Raw genomic sequence first — 24734 nt, 5'->3', positions numbered from 1 at the left:
GCCCGCCCACTGCCAGGAGCAACGGCCCTTGAGCGTTCCGCCACCTGCCACCACCCCCCAGCTGACTACCGCACTGGCGCTGACGCCAGTGATTTTTCTGACTCTACTGCTCGCCACATCGGTTTATCTGTTTGGCGCCGATTCCTCCTACGGCGCCAACCAGATTGCATTGATCCTGGCCTCCTGTGTGGCCGCGCTGGTGGGCAAGCGCATCGGCCTGTCCTGGAACGCTGCGCAAGAAGGTCTCATCAACGGTATCAGCATGGGCCTGGGTCCAACACTGATCCTGTTGGCGGTGGGCATGCTGATCGGCACCTGGATTCTGGCCGGCACGGTGCCGACCATGATCTACTACGGGGTCCAGGTCCTGAATCCGAATATCTTCTACGCTGCCTGCGCCGTTATCTGTGCGATTGTCGCGATCAGCATCGGCAGCTCCTGGACTGTGGCCGGTACGCTGGGCATCGGCCTGATGGGGATCGCCGGCAGTTTTGACCTGTCCCCGGCCATCACCGCGGGAGCGATCGTATCGGGTGCCTACTTCGGCGACAAGCTTTCACCCATGTCGGACACCACCAATCTGGCCGCGGCGGCCACGGGGGTCGATCTGTTCGACCACATCCGCCACATGCTGTGGACGACGGTGCCCGGCTTCAGCCTGGCGCTGCTGTTGTTCCTGCTGATCGGCGGCGGCGCAGCGGCAACCCCGGAACAGATCGATGTCCTGCAGCGCAGCCTGAAGCAGGAATTCAATATCGGCCTGCATCTGCTGTTGCCGCTGTTGCTGATGCTGGGCCTGATCTACAAGCGCTTTCCCGCCTTTCCCGCCGTCGTCGTCAGCGCCCTGATCGGCGCGGTTTTCGCGCTGCTGTTCCAGCCTGAATCAGTTGGTGAGCTCGCCGGCGAAGTCGGCGACCTGGCCCGGCCATTTGTGTTGCTCAAGGGTGTCTGGATCAGCCTGTTCGACGGCTACACCGCCACCAGCGGCAATGTCTTTCTCGACGACCTGCTCAGCAAGGGCGGTATGAGCAGCATGCTCAATACCGTCTGGTTGATCATCTGCGCACTGGGCTTTGGTGGCGTGCTGGAACGTACCGGGATCCTGGACCACCTGTTGCAGATGGTAATGCGCAGGGTACACAGCGCCGCCGGCCTGGTCGGCGCTACCGTCGGTACCTGTATCGCCACCAACATGCTGGCGGCGGACCAGTTCATTGCCGTGGCCCTGCCGGGACGGATGTTCCGCGACGAGTACCGGCGCCGCGGCCTGTCGGGGCTCAACCTGTCCCGCACGCTGGAAGATTCGGCTACCCTGACCTCGGCACTGATCCCGTGGAATACCTGCGGCGCCTACATGTCCGCGACTCTGGGTATCGCCACATTCAGCTACGCACCCTTCGCGTTTTTCAATCTGGCCTGCCCGGTGCTGGCGGTGCTCTACGCGCTGTTCCATTTCGCCCAGAAGCCGCTGGAACCGGAAACTGCCGTGGCGGAGCCCGCCCGGTGAACACCGCAGACGACCTGTGGGACTACCCTCAGCCCTTCACACTGGCCACCCGGGTCAGCCCGGAGGATATCGACGGTCTGCAGCACACCAACAATACGGTGTACGTCAAGTGGTGCGAGCAGGTTGCCTGGGCCCATTCCGTGGCCCTGGGACTGGACCTGGACAGCTACCGGGCCCTCGACCGGGCGATGGCGATCACCCGCAGTGAATTCGACTACCTGCAGGCCTCGCGCGCGGGCGACGAGCTGGTGGCAGGCACATGGATCGAGGCCTGGGACCGCAGGCTGACAATGCAGCGCCGCTTCCAGATCCTGCGTGCCGCCGACGGGGCCACGGTATTGCGGGGCCTGATGTACTTCGTCTGCATCGAGATCAGCAGCGGCCGCCCACGACGCATGCCTCAGGCTTTCATCGACGGCTATGGCCCGGCCGTGCGCAATACGCCGAAGACGCGGGCACGGTCGGACTGACTGCGTTGATCCGCACTCTGCCAAAACTGGCTGTCTCAGCAGCGGTCCCAGGCGAAGCCGAGTACGCGCCGGATATCTGATTCGCCACTGGCCAGCATCAGCAGCCTGTCCACCCCCAGGGCCACTCCGGCACAGTCCGGCAGGCCCACGGCGAGCGCCGCCAGCAGGCGCTCGTCGATTGGCCTCGGCGCTGCCCCGCGCCGCTGCCGCACCTGGTTGTCCCGCTCAAAGCGGCGGCGCTGCTCCGCGGGATCAGTGAGTTCATGGTAGCCGTTGGCCAGCTCCACGCCGTCCACGTACAGCTCAAAGCGCTCGGCGACTTCAATCCCGTCGCGCAGCGCGGTACGCGCCAGCGCCGCCTGGCTGGCCGGATAATCGTACACGAAGCACAGACCGCGACTGCCCAGCCAGGGCTCCACCGCATGGCTCAGCAGGACGTCCAGCCACAAGTCTCGACCGCCCTCCAGCGCACCCAGGTCAAAGCGGTCGCGGGCAATCTCGCGCAGCGCAGCGGTGGAGGCAGTGAAGGGATCGATGGCGACACTTTGCAGGAATACCTCGCGGTAACTGAACGCCTGCCATGGGCGGGACCCGAGACAGTGGCAAACCAGCTCGGCGACCTCAGCCATCAACTGATGGTGATCCATGCCGGGACGGTACCACTCCAGCAGCGAGAACTCGGGATTGTGGCGACGACCCGCCTCACCGTCGCGGAAGGCGCGGGCGAGCTGGTAGATGGGTCCGCTGCCGGCGGCCAGCAGACGCTTCATCGCATATTCCGGCGAGGTCTGCAGATAGCGTGGCTGCGCACCAATCGATGCACCACCAGTAACCATCAGCGGCTCGATCGCCGGATCAGTAATGCCCCGGCGGCACAACAGCGGCGTCTCTACCTCCAGCACTCCGCGGCTGGCAAAAAAACGCCTTATCGCCGCCAGCAGTGCTGCGCGCGCGCGCAGCAGCCGGACACTGGTGCCAGGCTCCCAGGGGCTATCTGCCATGACTGCGGGATATCATCGCCGCGGGTCAGCCGGGCGACGCGTGCCGCGCCTGCTCCAGCCGTTGCCAGATACCATCGCGTCAATGAGTCAGGATTTACTGGCGCGGTTCTGATACTCGCCGGTACGGGTATCCACCCGCACCACTTCGCCAGTGGTGATGAACAGGGGCACCTTGACCACGGCACCAGTGCTCAACCTGGCCGGCTTGCTGCCGCCCTGGGCGGTATCGCCTTTCAGACCCGGATCGGTCTCGACAATTTCCAGCTCCACGAAATTGGCCGGCGCCACCGACAGTGGCGTGCCATTGTAGAGCGTGACTTCACAGCTGTCCTGCTCCTTCACCCACAGGTAGGAATCGCCCATCGCCTTGGCGTCGGCCTGATGCTGCTCGAAAGTGTCCGGCTCCATGAAATACCAGAATTCGCCATCGCTGTAGAGATACTCCATACTGCGATCGACGACGTCCGCGCCCTCCAGAGTCTCACCAGACTTGAAAGTCCGTTCCCAGACACGACCGGTCTTCAGGTTGCGCAGGCGTACCCGGTTGAACGCCTGGCCCTTGCCAGGCTTGACAAACTCGTTCTCGAGGATGCTGCAGGGATCGCCGTCCAGCATCACCTTGAGGCCGGAACGAAATTCGTTGGTGGAAAAATTCGCCATAATAACGTGATTTCACTGCTGATAAACAAGGGGCGATATCATACGCCCGTTGCTGGTGATATTACAGTGGCGATCACCGCGCCAGATAGGCTAATCTTGCGCTAAACATCAAGCTGGATTGTGGGGAGGCAGGGCCCAGGCCAATGAGCGACATTTCACCGCTAAAGCTCAGGATTCCACACCAGGATCTGGACCAGTTCGGCCTGTTCCCGTTGACGGTGGAGGGCGCCGAGGCCTGGATACGTGAACTGCCTGTCATCAAGACTCGCGAGACCGTGCAACAGCTGTGCGAAGCCCTCGAGCAGCTGAACCGCATTGTGCTGCCTGCGGCGCAGCGCTACGCCATTCTCGAGGTCCTGCGCCCGGTGTTGCAGGCTGCCGTCGCCACCCTGTCCCGGCGCTTTCTCAACCAGCCGCTGGTACTTCCGGCAGAGCCGCAGCAGATAGCAGAGCTGGTGGATCAACTTCACGGGCGTGCCAGTACCGGCTACACAGTAGTCGCCATCCATGCCATTCGCGACCGCGAAGTTATTCAGGATGTGAACCCGGCGCGGCTGACTTGCGAAGCGGTGCAGCGAGCACTGTGGTTTACTGCCTGCAGGATCGTGCAGACCTATCAGCTGCATCAGCCCAGCGACAATGCGGCCTGGCAGAGATTGCACCAGTTGTACATGCTGGCGGAACGGCAACACCTCACCCGCTTGCGGGTGGATGCGGCCATCGCCGCCAGGACCACCATCACTGCGACCTATCTGATCCCGCTGCTGCTGGCCTGCTGCAAGCCCAACCAGTTGCGCCAGAGTGACCTGACTGCCCTGGTCCGCAGTTTGCAGCAATGGAGCGAACTGGCCACGCTGGAACCCGACAGCATCACCAGCGGACTGTTCGCCGTCGATATCGAGGGCGATCAACCGCCGGCCTACAGCAGCGCCAGGCGCTGGCCCGAAACAGCGCAGCTGCGCGTGATCGATACCGCGGGCCTGACGGAACAGCTGCGGGAACTGGCTGCCACGGACCGCAAGCACGGCAGCCAGGGCATCGTCTTTGACAAGGACACTGTTCTGCACAGCAATGTCCTGCAGCATGTGATCGACTCACTCTCGTCGGTGAGCATGCGCAACTTCAATCGCAGCATCATCGACCAGCAGCTGCAGGTAGCGCTGGGACTCAGCAGTACGCATTATTACACCGCTGGGGAACAGACCTTCAAGCAGGTCCTGTACGGCAGCCATTATCAGCCCACCGTGAGTGAACGGATCCCGGACAACCCCTTTCTGCGCCCCCGCAAACAGCCGGACCCCTGGGAGGAGGTCGACACCGACGACAGTATCCAGAGGCAGGAGCACAGCGCCGATAGCGCAACTACGGCACCGCAGGAAATCGAATTCGATCCGACATCCAAAGCGGCGCTATTGGCCAGTGAGGATGAGGAAGCCGCAGCCCGCGCGCGCCACCCGCAGTTTCAGGTACGGGCCGTCAATGCCAGCCCGGGGGGATACTGCCTGGAATGGGATACCGCATTGCCGGGCAAGATCCACAGCGGCGACATACTGTGTGTGCGCGAAGCTGACAACAGCAACTGGATTATCGCCAGCATCCGCTGGATCAGCCGGCTTGATGGCGCCCATACCATGGTGGGTATTGAACTGCTCAGCCCCCGCGCCACCCCCTACGGTGCCTGCATTCTCCAACCCGGCGGCGTGGCCTCCGAGCCCATCCGCGTACTGTTGCTGCCGGAGATCAGTCTGGTGGGGCAGTTGCAGACTCTCGTCACGCCGCGCAACGGCTTCCGCGAAGGGCAGAAAATCCTGCTGCTACGCGGCGGCGAGGAGTTCAAGGTGAAATTGCAACGCCAGGTCGCGGCGACGGCTGCATTCAGCCAGTTTGAATTCCGCCGTCTCAAGCAGACCGAGCTGAGCGACTCCTCACCGGAGCACAACCAGCCCTACCTGCCCTTCAAGTCCCTGTGGTCGGACATCTGAGCTGCCGTGGGCCGGTAGTGATCACCGATACCCAGCAGATAGAGGATCGCATCCAGTCCCAGGGTTGATATGGACTGCTCCGCTGACTGCTGTACCAGCGGTTTGGCGCGAAAGGCTATGCCCAGGCCGGCAATACTGAGCATGGGCAGATCGTTGGCGCCATCACCCACCGCAATCACCTGTTGCAGGTCTATGCCCTCTCTGATGGCCAGCTGACGCAGCAGATCCGCCTTGCGGGCACCGTCAACAATCGTGCCATTGACCTCACCGGTTACCAGGCCGCCGGCAATCTCGAGCTCATTGGCGTACACATAGTCGATGCCCAGTTGGCGCTGCAGCCGTTCGGCAAAAAAGCTAAAGCCCCCGGACAGAATCGCAGTCTTGTAGCCCAACGCGCGCAAAGTAGAGACAAGGTGCTCTGCCCCCTCGGTGATGCGCAACCCGGCCGCGACCTCGTCCAGCGCCGTTTCAGGCAAACCCCGCAGCAGCGCCACCCGCTGCCGGAAGCTGGCACTGAAATCCAGTTCGCCGCGCATGGCCCGCTCAGTGATGGCGCTGACCTGGGCGCCCACGCCAGCGGCCGTAGCCAGTTCGTCGATAACCTCCGCCTCGATCAGGGTCGAATCCATATCGAATGCGACCAGCCGGCGGTTGCGGCGATACATGTTATCCTCCTGGAAAGCCAGGTCGACCTCCAGGGCGCTGGCCACTTCCATCAACTCCCTGCGAAACGTGACTACATCCGGCAGCGGTCCACGCAGGGAGAATTCGACACAGGCCTTGCTCAGTGGCGGCAGCTTGCCCAGCGGGATCCTGCCGGAAAGGCGCATGATGCCGTCTATACCCAGCCCGTGGCGGGCAAACACCGCGCTGACCCGCGCCAACTGGTCCGCGGTAATCTTGCGTGCCAGCAGGGTGGTGATGTATCGGGCCCGCCCCTGGGCCGCCACCCAGTCACTGTAGCTGCGCTGGCTGACATCCTGCCAGCGCAGCTGCAGCGAATGACCGTCGGCGAAGAGCTGCAGCGCCTGTTCCAGCCCGTCACGCTCCACCGCAGCGGGGATTTCGAGCAGCAACCCCATCGACAGGGTTGCGTGGATTACAGCCTGGCCGATATCCAGCACGTTGACACCGTGTTCGGCCAGCAGACCCGCCGCGCCGGTGGTTATTCCCGGACGATCCTTTCCGGACAGGGTGATCAGGACAATGTCGTTCACGCGGGCTCAGTTCCAGCTTGCAGGGAGCCGCGTATTCTACCCGCAGGCCGGTTGCGGTGAAACAGCCAGCGCTCAAGCGCCGGCCCCGCACCCATGGCGCCCGCAGCTGACCTGCATCAAGACCATGGCGTCCATCGCCACCCGGTGGTGGCACAAGTCGCGGTTCCGGCGCAAACTGATGGGTGCCAGATAGGGGTTGAGTCCGGCATTCGGCCGGACCGCAGCCAACAGGTCCATGCCCCGTGGAGACAAGGACATTGGTCTATGACATTGCTCGTCCTCAATGCCGGCAGTTCTTCCCTCAAATACCAGCTGTTTGACAACGGCAGCGAGACGCCCCGGTACCGCGGGCTGATCGACCGTATCGGCACCAACCAGTGCCATCACAGCCATACCGGGCTGGATGACACACCCGTCTCTTGCGAGGCCGCCGACCATGCCGCTGCGTTGCAGGAAGTCCTCGCCCGGGTGGGCACCGGAGCAAGCGATCCAGCGCTCCGCATCCGCGCGATCGGCCACCGGGTGGTGCATGGCGGCGAACATTTTCGCTGTGCCACCCGGGTGGATACCAGCGTGGAGAGTGCGATTGAGCGCCTGATCCCGCTGGCACCACTGCATAACCCCGGCAGCCTGGCGGTGATCCGGGAGTGTCGCGGCCTGTTCCCCGACGCTCCCCAGATTGCGGTATTCGATACCTCGTTTCACCAGTCCCTGCCGGAACGGGCCTGGCGCTACGGGGTGCCCGATTCGCTGTACCGACAGCACGGGGTACGGCGCTACGGTTTCCACGGCATCTCGCACGGCCATGTGGCACGGTGTGCGGCGGAGCATCTGGGCCGCAGTGATCTCAAGCTGGTCAGCCTGCATCTGGGCAACGGCGCCAGCGCCGCCGCCATCGACTGTGGTCTGGGCATCGACACCTCCATGGGACTCACCCCGCTGGAGGGGCTGGTGATGGGCACCCGGGGTGGCGACATGGACCCGGCGGTCATCTTTCACCTGGCGCGCGGCAGTGGTTTGGACCTGGCGCAGTTGGAAACACTGTTGACCACCGGCAGCGGCCTGAAGGGCCTGTGCGGCAGCGCCGACATGCGGGAAGTCCTGGCCCGCGCGGAGAACGGTGATGCGAGCGCCCGTCTGGCTCTGGAGCTATATACTTATCGCATCCGCAAGTACATCGGCGCCTATGCCGCGGCGCTGGGCGGACTGGACGCGCTGGTGTTCACCGCCGGGGTTGGTGAGAATGCCCCCCAGGTTCGCGCACAGGTCTGCGCCGGGCTGGACTTTCTCAGCCTGAGGGTCGACCCGGCCCGCAACACGGCCGTCAAGCCAGGGCACCTCTCGCCGATCCACTCCCGGGACTCAGGGGTTGCCGTGCTGGTTATCCCTGCCAATGAGGAACTGGAGATAGCCCGTCAAGTCAGAAAATTACTGGAGGCAAAACCATGAACAGCCACCCCCTCAGCGCGGAACAGCTGGACGCCATCCACGGCTACTGGCGTGCCTGCAATTACCTGGCTGCCGGCATGATCTACCTGCGGGGCAATCCGCTGCTGCAGGAACCGCTACAGCCGGAACATATCAAAAAGCGCCTGCTCGGCCACTGGGGATCCAGCCCCGGGCTGTCCTTTATGTACGTCCACGCCAACCGGGTGATACGCCAGCACGACCTCAACGCCATCTTTGTCGCAGGTCCCGGCCACGGTGCCCCCGGTGTGCTGGCGCCGGTGTACCTGGAGGGCAGCTTCTCCGAAGTGTATCCGGACATGAGCCAGGACGCCGAGGGCATGGCCACACTGTTCCGTCAGTTCTCTTTCCCGGGCGGCTTCGGCAGCCACTGCACGCCGGAACTGCCAGGCTCGATTCATGAAGGGGGCGAGTTGGGCTACAGCCTGTCCCATGCTTTTGGCGCCGCCTTCGACAACCCGGATCTGGTCGTGTTTACTGCCGTGGGCGACGGCGAGGCGGAAACCGGCCCCCTGGCCACCGCCTGGCATTCCAACAAGTTTCTCAACCCGGCTCGCGATGGCGCCGTACTGCCAATCCTTCACCTCAACGGCTACAAGATCAACAATCCCACCATTCTCGCCCGCATCAGTCACGATGAACTGGACAGCCTGTTGCGGGGCTATGGCTGGATACCCTTTTTTGTCGAAGGCGACGATCCGGCTGCCATGCACCAGCAGATGGCCGCTGCGCTGGACCAGTGCGTCGCTGACATCGGGGCGATCCAGCGGCAGGCACGCGAGGGCGGCGCGGTGGAACGGCCCCGCTGGCCGATGATCGTGCTGCGCTCCCCCAAGGGTTGGACCGGCCCCAAAGTGGTCGGAGGCCATCGGGTTGAAGGTAGCTGGCGCGCCCACCAGGTGCCGCTGGCCGACGTGCGCAGCAACCCGGACAATCTGGCCCGACTGGACGCGTGGCTGCGCAGCTACAAGCCCGAAGAACTGTTCGACGCCGACGGCCGGCTGGTGGAGTCGCTGCGCGCGCTCGCCCCGCAGGGCCCGCGGCGCATGGGCGCCAATCCCCACGCCAACGGCGGCCTGCTGCGCCGCGACCTGCGTATGCCGGATTTTCGCGACTACGCGGTGACGGTCGCCCAGCCGGGCAGGGAGCGAGCCATGAACACCCGGCCTCTCGGCGCCCTGCTGCGAGACACCATGGCCCGCAACCCGGACAATTTCCGGGTCTTTGGCCCCGATGAGAACAGCTCCAACAAGCTCGATGCCATCTACGCCGTGAGCAAGAAACTGTGGCTGGCGGATCGGCTGCCGGAAGACGACGATGGCGGTGAACTGGCAACGGATGGCCGGGTCCTGGAAATGCTCTCCGAGCACACCCTTGAGGGCTGGCTCGAGGGCTATGTGCTCACGGGCCGCCACGGCTTCTTCGCCACCTATGAAGCCTTCGTCCACGTGATCGACTCCATGTTCAACCAACACGCCAAATGGCTGGCGATCTGCGAGGACCTGCCCTGGCGCGCTGCCATCGCCTCCGTCAACCTGCTGATCACCTCCACGGTGTGGCGCCAGGATCACAACGGCTTTACCCACCAGGACCCGGGCTTTCTCGACCTGGTACTCAACAAGAGCCCGGCCGTGACGCGTATTTATCTGCCACCGGACGCCAACTGCCTGCTGTCCACCGCCGACCACTGCCTGCGCAGCCACAATGACATCAATGTGATTGTCTGCGACAAGCAGAATCACCTGCAAATGCTCGACATGGAAGCCGCCATCGTCCACTGCACCAAAGGCATCGGCATCTGGGACTGGGCCAGCAACGATCAGGGCGTGGAGCCGGACCTGGTGATCGCCGGCTGTGGTGATATTGCCACCCAGGAGGCCCTGGCCGCCACCGCCCTGCTGCGGGAATACCTGCCCGACCTGAAGATCCGCTTCATCAATGTGGTGGACCTGTTCCGGATGACGCCGGAAAAGGAACACCCCCATGGTCTCAGCGACCGCGATTTCGACAGCCTGTTTACCATGGACAAGCCCATAATCTTCAATTTTCACGGCTACCCCTGGCTGATCCACCGGCTTGCCTACCGGCGCAGCAACCACGCCAACCTCCACGTACGCGGCTATATCGAGAAGGGCAGCATCAACACCCCGCTGGAGCTGGCCATCGCCAACCGGGTCGACCGCTTCAGTCTCGCCATGGACGCCATCGACCGGGTAGAGAAGCTGCGTAGCAGCGGGGCCCATGTGAAGGAAAAACTGCGGGACATGCAGATCGCGGCCCGCCACCATGCCCACGAGCACGGGGTGGACAGCGAGGAAATCAACGACTGGATATGGCCGCATGGCAGTTGACCGCGCAGCACCGGGTTGCTCCATGGTTTATACTCTGGCGCTTTCATGAGTGGAAGCCCATCGGTGTGAACAAGCGTTTCAGCGACTCCAGCCTGAGTCAGCAACTGGCCCTGATCGCCGCTACCGGCTGCCTGCTCATCAGTCTCGCGCTGGTCGCGCTGGCCGCCACCTCCAGTCAACATATGCAGGAGTCGCAACAGGCCGTCTTCGGCAACGCGCTGGCCCAGCAGATTGCGCGCCGCATCAGTGCGGCACTGGAAACAGGAGACCTGCTGAGCATCGCCGCATCGCTGCACCGCTTCCTCGAAACGTCCTCGGCCGCCGAGGTGGCGATTTTTGATGTCGAGGGCCGTGCCCTGGGCCAGGCAGGCAGTGCCGAGGGCGATTACCTGCAACAATACCGCTCGCCGGTCCGGGTAGACAACAACATCGCGGGCGAGGTGGTCATCACCATCAGCACCGCAGCGGCTGAAACCGCACGACTGCGCTTCCTGCTGAGCTTGCTGGGTCTGGCGGTACTGCTCAGCCTGGCAGTGTATGGCGCCGCCCGTCAGCTCGGCCAGCGCCTGCTGGGCAACCGCCTGCAACAGCAGGCCCGGACCATCGCACTGGAGGACTCCGCCGCAGCCCCGGCCACAGCCAACGAACTGCAACTGCTGCAATCGCGCATCGACGCGCTGCCCATGGATCTGCTGCGCGCCCGCAGCGGCAGCGGGCCCAGGGAGGAGAACTACCGCGACACTGCCGTGCTGTACCTGCATCTGGTCAGCCTGGTGGATTACGTGGACACCCTGGACGAACAGTCCCTGCACCGCTACACGGACCGTCTGCACCAGGTGGTCTATGCCGCAGCCGGCTTCTACGGTGGCCAGCTGCAGGTGGTTCGCCAGTTCGGCCTCGCAGTGTATTTCAGCGGTGATTCCAGCGGCGGCAGTGCGGCCTTCCGGGCGGCCTCCTGTGCCTGGCTGGTACAAGCGGTATGCGGGGAGCTGGAGAAGCAGATGTCGCGGTCACTCACGGTTGCGATGGCGGTGAGCTGCAGCGAACTGGGTCGCGGTGACGAGACAGATATCTACCCGGGCCTGTATATCCAGTCGACGCTGGACGAACTGCAAACTCTGTGCTCCAGCAAACCGCCACAGATCATGCTGTCACCGTCGGCCTGCGAGGACATCGACGTCAGCAGCCGGCTGGAACACAGGCCCAGCGAACTGGGGGATTACGTCATCCTGGAGCAGTTCGCGGGCTCCTGGGACGATCTCCTGGAACGTCAGCTGCGGCTGATCCTGAAACGCCTGCGGGACACTCCCTGAACGGCCGGCGGCACACCGCAGCTCAGTTCTCGATGCGCATGTCATCCACTTTCTGGAATCCGCGAGGCAGCTTGTTGCCGCGCCGGCCGCGTTCGCCGCGGTAGTGTTCCAGCTCAGTGAACTTCAGCGTCAGATGACGCTTGCCGGCCAGCACTACCAGTGACTGGGCCTCGGTGATGACCTGGATCGCCACCACGAACTCCTCGCGCGCCTGCACCCTGGCGGTGGGGATACCGATGATCTTGTTGCCCTTGCCGCGGGCCAGCTGCGGCAGTTCCTGCAGCGGGAACACCAGCAGGCGGCCCTCGCTGGAGACCACCGCGACCCACAGGCCAGCCGGGTCCGCCGGCACCGGCGCCGGCTGCAGCACGCGCCCGCCACCGGACAGGGTCAGCACCGCCTTGCCGGCACGGTTCTTGGTCTGCAGCTCGGAAAACATCGCAATGAAACCGTAGCCGGCATCACTGGCCAGCAGGAAGCGCTGTTCGGGATCCGCCAGCATCAGGCCCTCAAAGGTGGCTCCCGAGGGCGGATTGATACGGCCGGTGACCGGTTCCCCCTGGCCGCGGGCCGAAGGCAGGTTGTGCGAGGGCAGGGTATAGGCGCGACCGGTGGAGTCCAGGATCACCGTGGGCTGGTTGCTGCGGCCGCGGGCCTCCAGCTTGAAGCCGTCACCCGACTTGTAGCTGAGGCCGGCGGCGTCGACATCGTGGCCCTTGGCAGCCCGGATCCAGCCCTTCGCCGACAGCACCACTGTGATCGGGTCGGCGCTCATCAGTTCCAGCTCGCTGAAGGCGCGGGCCTCTTCCCGCTGCGCCAGCGGTGAGCGCCGGTCGTCGCCGTACTGTTCGGCCACCGCCAGCAATTCCTTGCGGATCAATGTCTTCAGCCGCGCCTCGCTGCCCAGCGTGGTCTGCAGTCGGTCGCGCTCCCGGGCCAGCTCGTCCTGCTCGCCGCGGATCTTCATTTCTTCCAGCTTGGCCAGGTTGCGCAGCTTCAGTTCCAGGATCGCCTCGGCCTGGATGTCGGACAGGCCAAAGCGCTGGATCAGCGCCGCCTTCGGCTTGTCCTCGGTGCGGATTATATGGATCACCTCATCGATATCGAGGTAGGCTATCAGGTAGCCGGCGAGGATATGCAGGCGCTTCTGCACTCGGTCAAGGCGGTACTCCAGCCGCCGGCGCACTGTGGCAGTGCGAAACTGCAGCCATTCGCGCAGGATGCGATCCAGTGATTTCACCGCCGGGCGTCCGTCGGTGCCAATCATGTTCAGGTTGACCCGGTAGGTCTTTTCCAGGTCGGTGGTGGCGAACAGATGGCTCATCACCGCCTCGAGATCGACCCGGTTGGAGCGCGGCACGATCACCAGGCGGGTCGGATTCTCGTGGTCCGACTCGTCGCGCAGATCCGCCACCATCGGCAGCTTTCTGGCCTGCATCTGCTGCGCGATCTGCTCCAGCACCCGGGAACCGGAAACCTGGTAGGGCAGGGCGCGGACGATGATATCGCCGTTTTCCCGCTCCCATACCGCGCGCATACGCAGCCCGCCGCGGCCGGTTTCATACAGCGCCCGAATCTCCTCCGTGGGCGTTATGATCTCCGCTTCGGTGGGAAAATCCGGCGCCAGCACATGCTCGCACAGCTCGGCCACGGTGGAGCGGGGCGCATCCAGCATGCGTACCGCGGCGCTGACTACCTCGCGCAGATTATGGGGTGGTATGTCGGTGGCCATTCCCACCGCGATGCCGGTGGTGCCATTGAGCAGCACATTGGGTACCTGCGCCGGCAGCACCGAGGGCTCCTCCAGCGTGCCATCGAAGTTGGGCACCCAATCCGCAGTGCCCTGGCCCAGCTCGCCCAGCAGCACCTCGGCATAGGCAGTCAGACGGGATTCCGTGTAGCGCATGGCGGCAAAGGATTTGGGGTCGTCCGGCGAGCCCCAGTTGCCCTGGCCATCGACCAGCGGATAGCGGTAACTGAAATCCTGGGCCATCAGCACCATCGCCTCATACGCGGCGCTGTCACCATGGGGATGGAATTTACCGATCACATCGCCGACTGTGCGGGCTGATTTCTTGAACTTGGCGCTGGCCTTCAGACCCAACTCGCTCATCGCATAGATGATACGCCGCTGCACCGGCTTCAGGCCGTCGCCGATATGGGGCAGGGCGCGATCGAGAATCACGTACATGGAATAGTCCAGGTAGGCCTTCTCGGTGTACAGCCGCATCGAAACCCGTTCGATGCCGTCGCTGTCAATTTCCAGAATGTCGGACATGGATGTGTGACCTGTACTTGGGGTTGCTGTTCAAACCGACACCAGCCGGGTGTCGGAGGACAGAATTGCTGTCAGTGCTGCGGGGGCTCCTGGCGCCCGACCAGCTGCTCGTTGAGGTTGACGATGGAGTTGGCCATGTCTATCAGCAGACTCTGGATGGTAGCCGGATTGCTGCGGATCAGTTCGGTAAACTGTTCCTTGGGCACCTTGACCACCGAGCAGCGGGTGCGGGCCCGTACCGTAGCGCTGCGATCGGCATGGGTCAATGCGGCCATCGCACCGAAGATCTCGCCCTCGCCTATACGCCCCACTATAACGTCGTCGACGACCACTTCCGCCAGGCCGGAAGAGAGGTTGAACACATAGTCGGCCCGCGCTCCCTGCCGGATGATGATTTCGCCTGCCTGGTATTCCTCGAAGCCGGGCGTTGTGTGCTCGTCTTCACGGCAGTGAGCCGCGGTAAGACGCAGCATCAGGCCTGCGTAGGTAATCAGCAGGCGGGTCCAGAGCTTGATCGCGCCGGGCTCGGTAAATACCCGCTGCATGAATTCCAGACCGGAATAGGCATACAGGCTGGCACCGGCTTCACTGCCGTAGACGACATTCATGCCGGGCTCGCCCACCCCCGCGATATCCGGCAACAGCAAATCGCCCTCGTCGAGCATGTATACGGTGCGCCCCTGGTAACGGGCCGACAGCGAGCCGCTGTCCACCAGGTAAAGCTTGCCGCCGTCAAAACCGCGAAAGTTTCCCTTCGGAGTGGCCTCGATCTCGATCCTCGCCGGCGGCAGGTTGACGCTGTCGACCAGCGCAGCCACCAGTTCCTTGAACAGCTGGTTGAGGCGCTTGAAATCCTGTGAAAGTTCGGCATTCGCCAGCATCGGGGTGCTCGTTTCCAGTCTTCTACAAGTTGTTCTGGCGGTTACCGCTGACCAGTGGTCGCTGCCGGGTCTGCCAATCCGGCCCCCGGGGGCGGGCCCAATAGTAGCAACTAATGCCCCGGGGGAGAATGTTCAGGATGGAGTTAATTGTATTCTACGGTCATGGCGCCCTCGGCGGCCTGCGTCAAGCCAGATGCCATGATAGACTGCCCGCCTCATTTTTGCCGGATCCGCAAGCGTGAAGATAAGCCAGCAATGCGTCGCCAGTTTCCACTATTCACTGCGCGATACGGAGGGTCGGGAACTGGAGAGTTCCCACGGCTCGGAGGCCACAGCCTACCTGCACGGCGCCGGCAATATCCTGCCTGCGCTGGAGGCGGCGCTGGAAGGCCTGGAAGCGGGCGCCCATGTGGAGGTCACCCTCGCACCGGAGGATGCCTACGGCGAGCGCAAGCCCGGTCCGGCGCAGCGGGTGCCCGTCAAGCACCTGATCTACCGCGGCAAGTTGCGCCCCGGCATGCCGGTACAGCTCAATACCGATCGCGGGCCTCAGCCGGTCACCGTTACCCGGGTCGGACGTCACAGCGCTGAAATCGATCCCAATCATCCGCTGGCAGGCAAAACCCTGCAGTTTGTGATCGACATCACCGCAGTGCGAGCGGCCACGGCAGAGGAAGTCGCCCATGGGCACGCCCATGGCGACGGCGGCCACCACCATTGAGCGGGCAGCGTTACTGGCGCAACACGCCATTCCACGAGATGAGTCCGGCCGAACTGTACGCCCTGCTGCAGTTGCGCCAGCAGGTGTTCGTGGTGGAACAGCAGTGCATCTACCAGGATCTGGACGGGCTGGACCTGCAGGCCTGGCACATGCGCTATGTCGAGGATGGCGAGACGCTGGCCTGTCAGCGCTGTTTGCCGCCGGGTGCCAGCTATCCGGAAAGTTCCCTGGGCCGGGTCGTGGTGGCGCCCCACAGCCGTGGCGGCAGTCTGGGGCGTGAGCTGGTGCGGCGGGGTATCGAGTTCAACCAGCGGCAGTGGCCGCAGCAGGACATCTACATCGGCGCCCAGGCCTATCTGCGCAACTTCTACAGCAGTCTCGGCTTTGTCGCCGAGGGCGGCCTCTACCTGGAAGATGGCATCGAGCATATCCACATGCGCTACGCCGCGGGCAGCTAAGCTGAAGCCGGCGGCCGTTGTCAGTGGCGGCCGATCCGAATGAATCCCAGAGTTGCGGTTGCGGTTGCGGTTGCGGTTGCGGTTGCGGCAACAGTCTCTACAGTTCCAGCAGAAACGTTACCGGCCCGTCATTGACCAGACTGACCTGCATATCGGCGCCGAACTGTCCGGCCGCCACCACGGGATGGCGCTCGCGCAACTGCACCAGCATCCACTGGTACAGCGGCTCCGCCTCAGCCGGCGGCAGGGCGCTGGAAAAACTGGGGCGCAGGCCCCGGCGGGTGTCTGCGGACAGGGTAAACTGGGACAACAGCAGAACGCCGCCGGCGACATCGCTGACACTGCTGTTCATGCGCCCGGCGGCATCCGCGAACAGGCGATAGGCCAGCAACTTGTCCAGCATGCGGCTGCCCACGACGCGGTCGTCGCCCCGATCCAGGCCCAGGAATACCAGTAAGCCGGGGCCGATCTCGCCCACGCAGTGGCCCTCCACCTCCACGCTGGCATGGCGGACCCGTTGCAGCAAGGCTTTCACTGTCGCAGAACCGTTTGCACCACAGGCAGGCCGTATCAGGCGCGGCTCGCGCGGCGGCGCTCGTGCTCCAGCAGGAACTTCTTGCGCAGGCGAATGCTCTCCGGCGTGACCTCGACCAACTCGTCGTCCTCAATGAACTCCAGCGCCTGCTCCAGCGTGTGCCGGGTAGGCGGAGTCAGGGTCAGGGCCTCGTCGGTCCCGGAGGCCCGCACGTTGGTGAGCTGCTTGCCCTTGATCGGGTTCACTGTGAGGTCGTTGCCACGGCTGTGCAGCCCTATGATCTGGCCCTCGTAGACTTCCACGTTGGGCTCGATGAACATGCGGCCCCGGTCCTGCAGGTTGAAGATGGAATAGGCCAGCGTCTTGCCCTTGACCATGGACACCAGTACACCATTGCTGCGATGGACGATATCCTGGGACTTGACCGGGCCGTAGTGGTCGAACACGTGGGTGAGAATGCCGCTGCCTGAGGTCAGGGTCAAAAACAGGCCGCGAAAGCCGATCAGGCCGCGGGCCGGAATAATGAACTCCAGCCGCACCCGGCCCTTGCCGTCCGGGGTCATGTTCACCAGCTCCGCGCGACGCTGACCCAGCTCTTCCATCACCGCGCCCTGGTGGCGGTCCTCGCAGTCGATCATCAGCTGCTCGTAGGGTTCCTGCAGCACGCCGTCGATCTCCCTCTGAATCACTTCGGGCCTGGATACGCCCAGCTCGAAGCCCTCCCGGCGCATCGACTCGATCAGCACCGACAGGTGCAGCTCGCCGCGGCCGGACACCTTGAACTTGTCCGGCGAATCGCCCGGCTCTACCCGCAGCGCGACGTTGTGGATCAGCTCGCGTTCCAGCCGTTCCTTGATGTTGCGGGACGTGACGTACTTGCCCTCGCGGCCGGCAAAGGGCGAATCATTGACCTGGAAGGTCATGCTCACCGTCGGCTCGTCCACATGTAGCGGGGGCAGCGCCTCCACCGCAGCGGGATCGCACAGCGTATCGGAAATATTGAGACCTTCGATGCCGGTGACACAGACGATATCGCCGGCCTCTGCCGCGGGCACATCCACCCGGTCCAGTCCATGATAGCCCATCACCTGCAGTACCCGGCCGTTGCGGGTCTTGCCGAGCCGGTCGACCACGGTGACCTGGGTATTGGGCTTGATGGTGCCACGGGTGATGCGGCCGACCCCTATTACCCCGACGTAATTGTTGTAGTCCAGCGCGCTGATCTGCAGTTGCAGCGGGCCATCCCGGTTCACTGCCGGCGCCGGTACCTTGCCGATAATGGTCTCGAACAGCGGCTGCATGTCCTCGGCCATGTCGGCATGATCCAGCCCGGAAGTACCCTGGATCGCGGAGGCGAACACGATCGGGAAGTCAAGCTGCTCCTCGTTAGCGCCGAGGCGGTCAAACAGGTCAAACACCTGGTCCACCACCCAGTCCGGCCGGGCCCCGGGACGGTCCACCTTGTTGACCACCACAATCGGATTGAGTCCCTGCTCGAAGGCCTTGGAGGTCACGAAACGGGTCTGGGGCATGGGCCCGTCGACGGCATCCACCAGCAGCAATACGGAATCCACCATCGACAGCACCCGCTCCACTTCGCCGCCAAAGTCGGCGTGGCCGGGCGTGTCGACGATGTTGATGCGATAGTCCTTCCACTTGATCGCGGTGTTCTTGGCGAGAATGGTAATGCCCCGTTCGCGCTCCTGGTCGTTGGAATCCATGATCCGTTCGGCGCCCTCGGAGCGGCGGTCCAGCGTGCCGGACTGGTTCAGCAGACAGTCCACCAACGTGGTTTTGCCATGGTCTACGTGGGCGATAATGGCGATGTTGCGAAGCTTGTCGATCAAGGGAATTCCTCGGTCCGGGGTTCCGGCTATAAAAAAAGGTCGCGGATTATACCGCAGACACTGCAGCAGTGGCAGGCCAGGAAGCGGTGATATTGCGGGCTTTGCCGCGGCGCGGGCGAGTCGACGCCAAATCCCGCTTCCCGACCGCGACTTTACTGATACTATAGACGAGTAGACGAGCACGCTTGGCCGCAGCCCTGGCAGCGCACCAATAATGATCACCAACGCACCATAATGGATCACATTGTGCTCCCGGTAGCGCGCAGGCACCTTTTAGGCCCGGAAAATCATGGGTTTAGCGTCGGCACTGTTTTGGCACAGCTTTTGCTATCCACACCATGCCAAGTTATCTGGCCGTTGAGGGCGCGCTCGCAAGCAACCGAAGGACCAGGAACACGCACGCGCCAGATTGGCTGCACGATCTCATACCCCACGGAGGACACCCAATGTCAGAGCAGACTCTGAACCTGATCAAAGAAAATGAAGTGCGCTGGATCGACCTTCGCTTTACCGATACTCACGGCAAGGAACAGCATGTCACCATCCCGGCGACCGAAATTGACGATGAGTTTTTTGAAGAGGGCAAGATGTTCGACGGCTCCTCCATCGCCGGCTGGAAAGGGATCAACGAGTCAGACATGATCCTGATGCCCGACGACAGCACCTCCGTGCTGGATCCCTTCACCGATGATGCCACCATCATCCTGCGCTGCGACATCGTCGAACCGACCACCATGCAGGGCTATGAGCGCGACCCCCGCTCCGTCGCCCATCGCGCCCAGGACTACCTGAAGTCCACCGGCATCGGCGACACCGCATTTTTTGGGCCCGAGCCCGAGTTCTTCGTGTTTGACGATATCAAGTGGCACGCCGACATCAGCAGCGCCGGCTACACCATCAGTTCCCAGGAAGCCGCCTGGGCCTCCAATCTTTCCTTCGAAGATGGCAATATCGGTCACCGCCCCCGGGTCAAGGGCGGCTACTTTCCGGTCCCTCCCGTAGACTCGCTGCACGATATCCGGGCTGCGATGTGCACCGCAATGGAGCAGATGGGCCTGCCCATCGAAGTTCACCACCACGAGGTCGGCACCGCGGGCCAGTGCGAAATCGGGGTCAAATTCAATACCCTGGTCAAAAAGGCCGATGAGGTCCAGATCCTCAAGTACTGCGTGCACAACGTGGCCCACGCCTACGGCAAAACCGCCACCTTCATGCCCAAGCCGCTGGTGGGTGACAATGGCTCCGGCATGCACGTGCACCAGTCCATCTCCAAAGACGGCGAAAACATTTTCGCTGGCGACGGCTATTCCGGCCTGTCCGAGACCGCCCTGTACTATATTGGCGGCATCATCAAGCACGCCCGCGCGCTGAATGCCTTCACCAACCCGTCCACCAACTCCTACAAGCGCCTGGTGCCCGGCTTCGAGGCCCCGGTAATGCTGGCCTATTCAGCCCGCAACCGCTCTGCCTCCATCCGCATCCCCTATGAGCCCAGCCCCAAGGGCAAGCGGGTGGAAGTGCGCTTCCCCGACCCGGCCGCCAACCCCTACCTGGCCTTTGCGGCGCTGCTGATGGCCGGTATCGACGGCATCCAGAACAAGCTGCACCCCGGCGATGCCGCCGACAAGGACCTGTACGACCTGCCGCCGGAAGAGGGCAAGGCCATTCCCACCGTCTCCTCCAGCCTGACCATGTCGCTGGAAGCCCTGGATGCCGATCGCGCATTCCTGACGGCCGGCGGCGTCTTCACTGACGACATGATCGATGGCTATATCGCGCTGAAGGAAAACGACGTTCAGCGCCTGAACATGACTACCCACCCGGTCGAGTTCGACATGTACTATTCCGTGTAGCTGGCAACAGCCACACGTCACGTTTTGGCCCGCCTCGTGCGGGCTTTTTTTTTGCCTGGACCAAGACAGTTAAGTCCCGGCCCGGCTACATGGGGGACCCTGCAGAGACACGCCGTGAACCCCTCCATGGGGCCTCGGATGCGACATCCATGTCGCATACGGTCTCTGCAGGGTCCCCCATGTAGCCGGCCCTACCTTCGTCGCTTCGAATTCAATGTGGGGAGAGGCGATAGAAGAAACATCGACACCCATCGCACTTCAGCAGACGCAACATCGTTGCAACTTAAATTCCGTGAGGGTAGGGCCGGGTCTGCGGTAGTCCTGCGGAGACCGTTTGCAGCATGGATGCTGCAACCGAGCCCCCAGGGATGGGTTCACGGCGTGTCTCCGCAGGACTACCGCAGATCCGGCCCGGGACCTGCCTCCAATTCAGGACTCACCGGACTGGAACCAACCCAGCCTACTCATGCAAGCCCAACCCATGCTATCGTTGCCACGATCACCGCCCCGAGGCGAAGGCAGACCCCGATGACCCGATTGCTGTTGTTGCTATTGTGCTGGCCCCTGCTCACCCAGGCCCAGATCTATAAATCCACCGACGCGGAAGGCAATGTTGTCTTCACCGACAAGCCCCCCGACGGCAGCACCAAAAATGAGCAGGTCGAGCTCAAGCCCCTGAATACCACCCCGGCTCCGGATCCGTCAGTCCAGCCCAGGCGTGCGCCCGAATCCGGCTCTGACAAGCCGGCCTCCGCTCCACAGCTCGCCATCACCAGCCCCCAGAATGAGACCGTGATACCGATCGGGGCAGCGGGCAACTTCAGTGTCCAGGCAAGCACTTCACCGCCGCTGGCGGAGGGGGAAATGCTGGAACTGCTGCTCGATGGCAGCGCGGTCGTCCCGCCCCAAAACAGTAGCAGTTGGGAATTGAGTAACATCCTGCGCGGCGGCCACGATCTGACGGTACGCCGGCTGGACAGCAATGGTGAGCCGGTAGCCACTTCCGAGCCGGTACGGGTCTACGTGATGCGGCCGTTCAATACCCAGAACCGCAACTGATAAATTTTGCTGGACCGCGCCTCTGCGCTGGCGCACTATATTGGTGCACGTTCGGGGACGTCATGACCGGCACGACGCCTGACAGCAAGCCAGCTAAAGTCCCAACGGCGGTTTATCCCCTGAAGTGTGTACTTGCTACCGCCAGGTAGCCTACGTTTTGGACAGAGGTACTTTTCTCTCGCAGCCAGGCTTTTATGGCTCCATTATTGCTTGGTCTGGTGGCGCGCCGTCCAACAGCGGTCAATCATGGGGCAAGCATGCAACACCCGCCAGACATTCTCGAGCACATCAGCACCGGGGTGATAGCCCTGGACCAGGGCCTGCACGTGACGGCGATCAACTCGGCGGCCGAGGTGCTGCTGGAGGCCTCCGCCACCCGGGCCATGGGAGCCCATGCCGGTCAGCTGGTGATCCGCCCCCGCGAGTTCCTGCAAACGCTGGAGCAGGCCAGGGACGCCCGCGCCACACTGGCCCGGCGCAGCCTCGCCCTGACCCTGCACTCCGGCCAGGAAATCCAGATCGACTTGATCGCCACTCCGATAACCAGCTTCGAGCCGGACTATTGCCTGCTGCTGGAGCTGTTGCCGGTAGACCGGCTGCAGCGCATAAGCCGCGAGGAGAGCATGCTCCACGCCCAGGAGACCACTCGCGCGGTCATCCGGGGCCTGGCCCATGAAATCAAGAACCCGCTGGGCGGGGTGCGGGGTGCGGCCCAACTGCTGGCAAAGGAGCTGCCCAACGATGAACTGGCGGAATATACCCGGATAATCATCCGCGAGGCCGACCGGTTGCGCGACCTGGTCGACCGTCTGCTGGGCCCCCACCAGCAGCTGGTGCTGGAAGACACCAACATTCACGAAATCATCGAACATGTGCGCAACCTCATTTCCGCGGAGGTCAGCAATCAGTTGCAGATCAGCCGCGATTATGACCCCAGCCTGCCCTCCCTGCCCGCGGATCGCTCGCAATTGGTGCAGGCGGTGCTCAATATCATGCGCAATGCGCTGCAGGCGGCAGAGCAGCCGGAACGCTGCCATATCCTGCTGCGCACCCGCTCCCAGCGCCAGTTCACCATCGGTGCCTTGCGCCACCGGCTGGTGTGTCGGGTGGACATCATCGACAACGGCCCGGGCATTCCCGCTGACCTGCAGCAATCTATCTTTGCGCCGATGGTCACCGGCCGCGCCAACGGCTCCGGACTGGGGCTCTCCATCGCCCAGTCCATCATCAACCGCCACGGCGGCCTGCTGGAGTGCGAGAGCGAGCCCGGTAATACCCGCTTCACCCTCTATTTGCCAATGGAACCGAGCCATGCAGAAACACGCTAAAGTCTGGGTAGTTGACGACGACAGCTCAATCCGTTGGGTGCTGGAGCGCGCCCTGAGCCAGGCCGGCATCGACAACCAGAGCTTTACCGACGGTGACCAATTGATGGCGCGCATCCAGACCGAGCAGCCGGATGTCATCATCAGTGACATCCGCATGCCGGGCATGGACGGACTCGACCTGCTGTCGCTGATCAACCAGCAGCACCCGGAGCTGCCGGTAATCATTACCACCGCCCATTCAGACCTGGACAGTGCCGTTGCCTCCTATCAACGCGGTGCCTTCGAATACCTGCCCAAACCTTTCGACATTGATGAGGTCGTCGCCATTACCGAGCGCGCGCTGGCCCATGCAAAGGAAAGGCGCGGCGAACTGACGCTCTCGGAAGAGCCGCCGGAAACCGAGATCATCGGCGAGGCACCCGCGATGCAGGAGGTGTTCCGCGCCATCGGCCGTCTTGCGCAGAGCAATATCACGGTGTTGATCAACGGCGAATCCGGCACCGGCAAGGAACTGGTGGCCCGCGCTCTTCACCGCCACAGTCCCCGCTCACAGCAACCCTTCATCGCGCTGAACATGGCAGCCATTCCCCGGGACCTGATGGAATCGGAACTGTTCGGGCACGAGAAGGGTGCCTTCACCGGGGCCAACAACAAGCGCGAGGGCCGCTTTGAACAGGCCGACGGCGGCTCCCTGTTCCTGGACGAGATCGGGGACATGCCGGCGGAGACCCAGACCCGGCTGCTGCGGGTGCTGGCGGACGGCGAATTCTACCGGGTCGGTGGCCATACTCCCGTGAAAGTGGATGTGCGCATCATTGCGGCCACCCATCAGGACCTGGAGGAACGGGTGCTGCGGGGAGATTTCAGGGAGGACCTGTTCCACCGCCTGAATGTCATCCGTATCCATATCCCCCGACTGGCGGAGCGGCGCGAAGACATCCCGCGCCTGGTGAAGTTCTTTTTCCGCAAGGCAGCGGACGAGCTGGGCGGCGAGCCCAAGATCCTGCTACCGGAGACCGAGCGCTTCCTCGGCACCCTGCCATGGCCGGGCAATGTGCGCCAACTGGAGAATACCTGCCGCTGGCTGACGGTGATGGCCTCCGGCCGCGAAATCCATCCGCGGGACCTGCCGCCGGAACTCGGCAAAGCCTCCGTGCCCAGTCCCAGCAGCAGCCCGCAGCCGTGGAATGAAGTCTTGTGTCAATGGGCCCGCAATGAACTGGTACAGGGCAAGCACCATATCCTGCGCAACGCAGTGCCAATGTTCGAGCGCGCCATGATCGACGTCGCGCTGGAGCACACCCGCGGCCGCAAGCGGGACGCAGCCGAACTGCTGGGCTGGGGCCGCAACACTCTGACCCGCAAGATGAAGGACCTGGACATGTGAGCGGCTGCGTTCTTGGTGAGCTTCTCGCATCGGTGCTTCTCGCGTCCTTGGTGCGCTTCCTGCATCGGTGCTTCTCGCGTCCTTGGTGCGCTTCCTGCGTCAGCGCACCCTATGCGGATCGTGGCATGGAGCAGCATAGGGTGCGTTGAGGCACGAAACGCACCAGCCGGTGGCGTACTCCCCGCTTCCGGCCACCGCTTCCTGCGTTCTTGGTGAGCTTCTCGCATCGGTGCTTCTCGCGCCCTTGGTGTGCTTCCTGCATCGGTGCTTCTCGCGTTCTTGGTGCGCTTCCTGCGTCAGCGCACCCTATGCGGATCGTGGCATGCAGCGGCATAGCGGCATAGCGGCATAGCGGCATAGGGTGCGTTGAGGCACGAAACGCACCAGCCGGTGGTGCGGCCGGTGCGACTTGATGCGGC

The 24734-nt window shown here is 63.3% G+C and carries 20 protein-coding genes; 12 read left to right on the top strand and 8 right to left on the bottom strand.

Annotated features, from left to right (window positions below):
• Positions 1 to 28 precede the first annotated feature (28 nt).
• Both nhaC and G3T16_RS10710 read left to right on the top strand, forming a co-directional pair.
• Positions 29 to 1507 (top strand): Na+/H+ antiporter NhaC, encoded by a 1479-nt coding sequence (gene nhaC, locus G3T16_RS10715; protein ID WP_163495262.1) that lies wholly within the window; start codon positions 29 to 31, stop codon positions 1505 to 1507.
• The gene (locus tag G3T16_RS10710; RefSeq protein WP_163495261.1) at positions 1504 to 1977 is read left to right on the top strand and encodes an acyl-CoA thioesterase; all 474 of its coding nucleotides are present in this window, start codon (positions 1504 to 1506) and stop codon (positions 1975 to 1977) included. The genes nhaC and G3T16_RS10710 overlap by 4 nt, the downstream gene beginning before the upstream one ends.
• Before the next feature lie 35 nt (positions 1978 to 2012).
• Here the strand turns inward: G3T16_RS10710 and epmA are convergent, their stop codons facing one another.
• On the bottom strand, positions 2013 to 2978 hold the full coding sequence (gene epmA / locus G3T16_RS10705; protein WP_163495260.1) for an EF-P lysine aminoacylase EpmA: 966 nt from the start codon (positions 2976 to 2978) through the stop codon (positions 2013 to 2015).
• 87 nt (positions 2979 to 3065) lie between these two features.
• Complete coding sequence (efp, locus tag G3T16_RS10700; RefSeq protein ID WP_163495259.1) at positions 3066 to 3638, bottom strand: elongation factor P; 573 nt, start codon at positions 3636 to 3638, stop codon at positions 3066 to 3068.
• Between the two features lie 143 nt (positions 3639 to 3781).
• Here efp and G3T16_RS10695 point away from each other — a divergent pair, with 143 nt between their 5' ends.
• A complete protein-coding gene (locus G3T16_RS10695; RefSeq protein ID WP_163495258.1) occupies positions 3782 to 5620 on the top strand; it encodes an RNA-binding protein in 1839 nt (612 codons plus the stop codon).
• Here G3T16_RS10695 and serB read toward each other — a convergent pair.
• The gene (serB, locus tag G3T16_RS10690) at positions 5584 to 6837 is read right to left on the bottom strand and encodes a phosphoserine phosphatase SerB (protein WP_163495257.1); all 1254 of its coding nucleotides are present in this window, start codon (positions 6835 to 6837) and stop codon (positions 5584 to 5586) included. The genes G3T16_RS10695 and serB overlap by 37 nt on opposite strands.
• 72 nt (positions 6838 to 6909) lie before the next feature.
• Positions 6910 to 7095: a hypothetical protein gene (locus G3T16_RS10685; protein ID WP_163495256.1), complete on the bottom strand. Its 186-nt coding sequence runs from the start codon at positions 7093 to 7095 to the stop codon at positions 6910 to 6912.
• A gap of 6 nt (positions 7096 to 7101) precedes the next feature.
• Here G3T16_RS10685 and G3T16_RS10680 point away from each other — a divergent pair, with 6 nt between their 5' ends.
• The 3 genes from G3T16_RS10680 (at position 7102) to G3T16_RS10670 (ending at position 11968) form a co-directional block, all read left to right on the top strand.
• Positions 7102 to 8286 carry an acetate/propionate family kinase gene (locus G3T16_RS10680; protein ID WP_163495255.1) on the top strand — a complete coding sequence of 395 codons (1185 nt, stop codon included), beginning with the start codon at positions 7102 to 7104 and terminating at the stop codon, positions 8284 to 8286.
• On the top strand, positions 8283 to 10655 hold the full coding sequence (locus G3T16_RS10675; protein ID WP_163495254.1) for a phosphoketolase family protein: 2373 nt from the start codon (positions 8283 to 8285) through the stop codon (positions 10653 to 10655). Before G3T16_RS10680 ends, G3T16_RS10675 begins: the two co-directional genes overlap by 4 nt.
• Before the next feature lie 65 nt (positions 10656 to 10720).
• On the top strand, positions 10721 to 11968 hold the full coding sequence (locus G3T16_RS10670) for a hypothetical protein (RefSeq protein WP_163495253.1): 1248 nt from the start codon (positions 10721 to 10723) through the stop codon (positions 11966 to 11968).
• A 22-nt stretch (positions 11969 to 11990) separates the two neighbouring features.
• Here the strand turns inward: G3T16_RS10670 and parC are convergent, their stop codons facing one another.
• Complete coding sequence (gene parC / locus G3T16_RS10665) at positions 11991 to 14246, bottom strand: DNA topoisomerase IV subunit A (RefSeq protein WP_163495252.1); 2256 nt, start codon at positions 14244 to 14246, stop codon at positions 11991 to 11993.
• A 71-nt stretch (positions 14247 to 14317) separates the two neighbouring features.
• Positions 14318 to 15127 (bottom strand): cyclic nucleotide-binding domain-containing protein, encoded by an 810-nt coding sequence (locus tag G3T16_RS10660; protein ID WP_163495251.1) that lies wholly within the window; start codon positions 15125 to 15127, stop codon positions 14318 to 14320.
• Between the two features lie 238 nt (positions 15128 to 15365).
• Between G3T16_RS10660 and G3T16_RS10655 the strand changes: the two genes are divergently transcribed.
• Positions 15366 to 15848 (top strand): FKBP-type peptidyl-prolyl cis-trans isomerase, encoded by a 483-nt coding sequence (locus G3T16_RS10655; protein ID WP_163495250.1) that lies wholly within the window; start codon positions 15366 to 15368, stop codon positions 15846 to 15848.
• Positions 15845 to 16306, top strand: a complete 462-nt coding sequence (locus G3T16_RS10650) for a GNAT family N-acetyltransferase (protein ID WP_232059036.1) — start codon at positions 15845 to 15847, stop codon at positions 16304 to 16306. Before G3T16_RS10655 ends, G3T16_RS10650 begins: the two co-directional genes overlap by 4 nt.
• 97 nt (positions 16307 to 16403) lie before the next feature.
• On the opposite strand, the gene dtd is transcribed toward G3T16_RS10650, so the two are convergent.
• Together dtd and typA are read right to left on the bottom strand one after the other, a co-directional pair.
• A complete protein-coding gene (gene dtd / locus G3T16_RS10645; protein ID WP_163495248.1) occupies positions 16404 to 16841 on the bottom strand; it encodes a D-aminoacyl-tRNA deacylase in 438 nt (145 codons plus the stop codon).
• 35 nt (positions 16842 to 16876) lie between these two features.
• Entirely contained in the window at positions 16877 to 18688 is a 1812-nt protein-coding gene (gene typA, locus G3T16_RS10640) for a translational GTPase TypA (RefSeq protein WP_163495246.1), read from the bottom strand.
• A 446-nt stretch (positions 18689 to 19134) separates the two neighbouring features.
• On the opposite strand from typA, the gene glnA reads away from it, so the two are divergent.
• The 4 genes from glnA to glnG all read left to right on the top strand — a co-directional run bounded on the left by glnA (position 19135) and on the right by glnG (position 24315).
• Positions 19135 to 20541: a glutamate--ammonia ligase gene (gene glnA / locus G3T16_RS10635; RefSeq protein WP_163495245.1), complete on the top strand. Its 1407-nt coding sequence runs from the start codon at positions 19135 to 19137 to the stop codon at positions 20539 to 20541.
• 528 nt (positions 20542 to 21069) lie between these two features.
• On the top strand, positions 21070 to 21600 hold the full coding sequence (locus G3T16_RS10630) for a DUF4124 domain-containing protein (RefSeq protein ID WP_163495243.1): 531 nt from the start codon (positions 21070 to 21072) through the stop codon (positions 21598 to 21600).
• 257 nt (positions 21601 to 21857) lie between these two features.
• The gene (gene glnL / locus G3T16_RS10625; RefSeq protein ID WP_163495241.1) at positions 21858 to 22928 is read left to right on the top strand and encodes a nitrogen regulation protein NR(II); all 1071 of its coding nucleotides are present in this window, start codon (positions 21858 to 21860) and stop codon (positions 22926 to 22928) included.
• A complete protein-coding gene (gene glnG, locus G3T16_RS10620) occupies positions 22912 to 24315 on the top strand; it encodes a nitrogen regulation protein NR(I) (RefSeq protein ID WP_163495239.1) in 1404 nt (467 codons plus the stop codon). The genes glnL and glnG overlap by 17 nt, the downstream gene beginning before the upstream one ends.
• Positions 24316 to 24734: the final 419 nt, after the last annotated feature.

Origin of the sequence: Kineobactrum salinum (assembly GCF_010669285.1) — a bacterium.
In the GTDB taxonomy this organism is placed as follows: domain Bacteria; phylum Pseudomonadota; class Gammaproteobacteria; order Pseudomonadales; family Halieaceae; genus Kineobactrum; species Kineobactrum salinum.
Note: the sequence above shows the minus strand (reverse complement) of the source record. Positions and strands in the feature narration are given on the sequence as shown.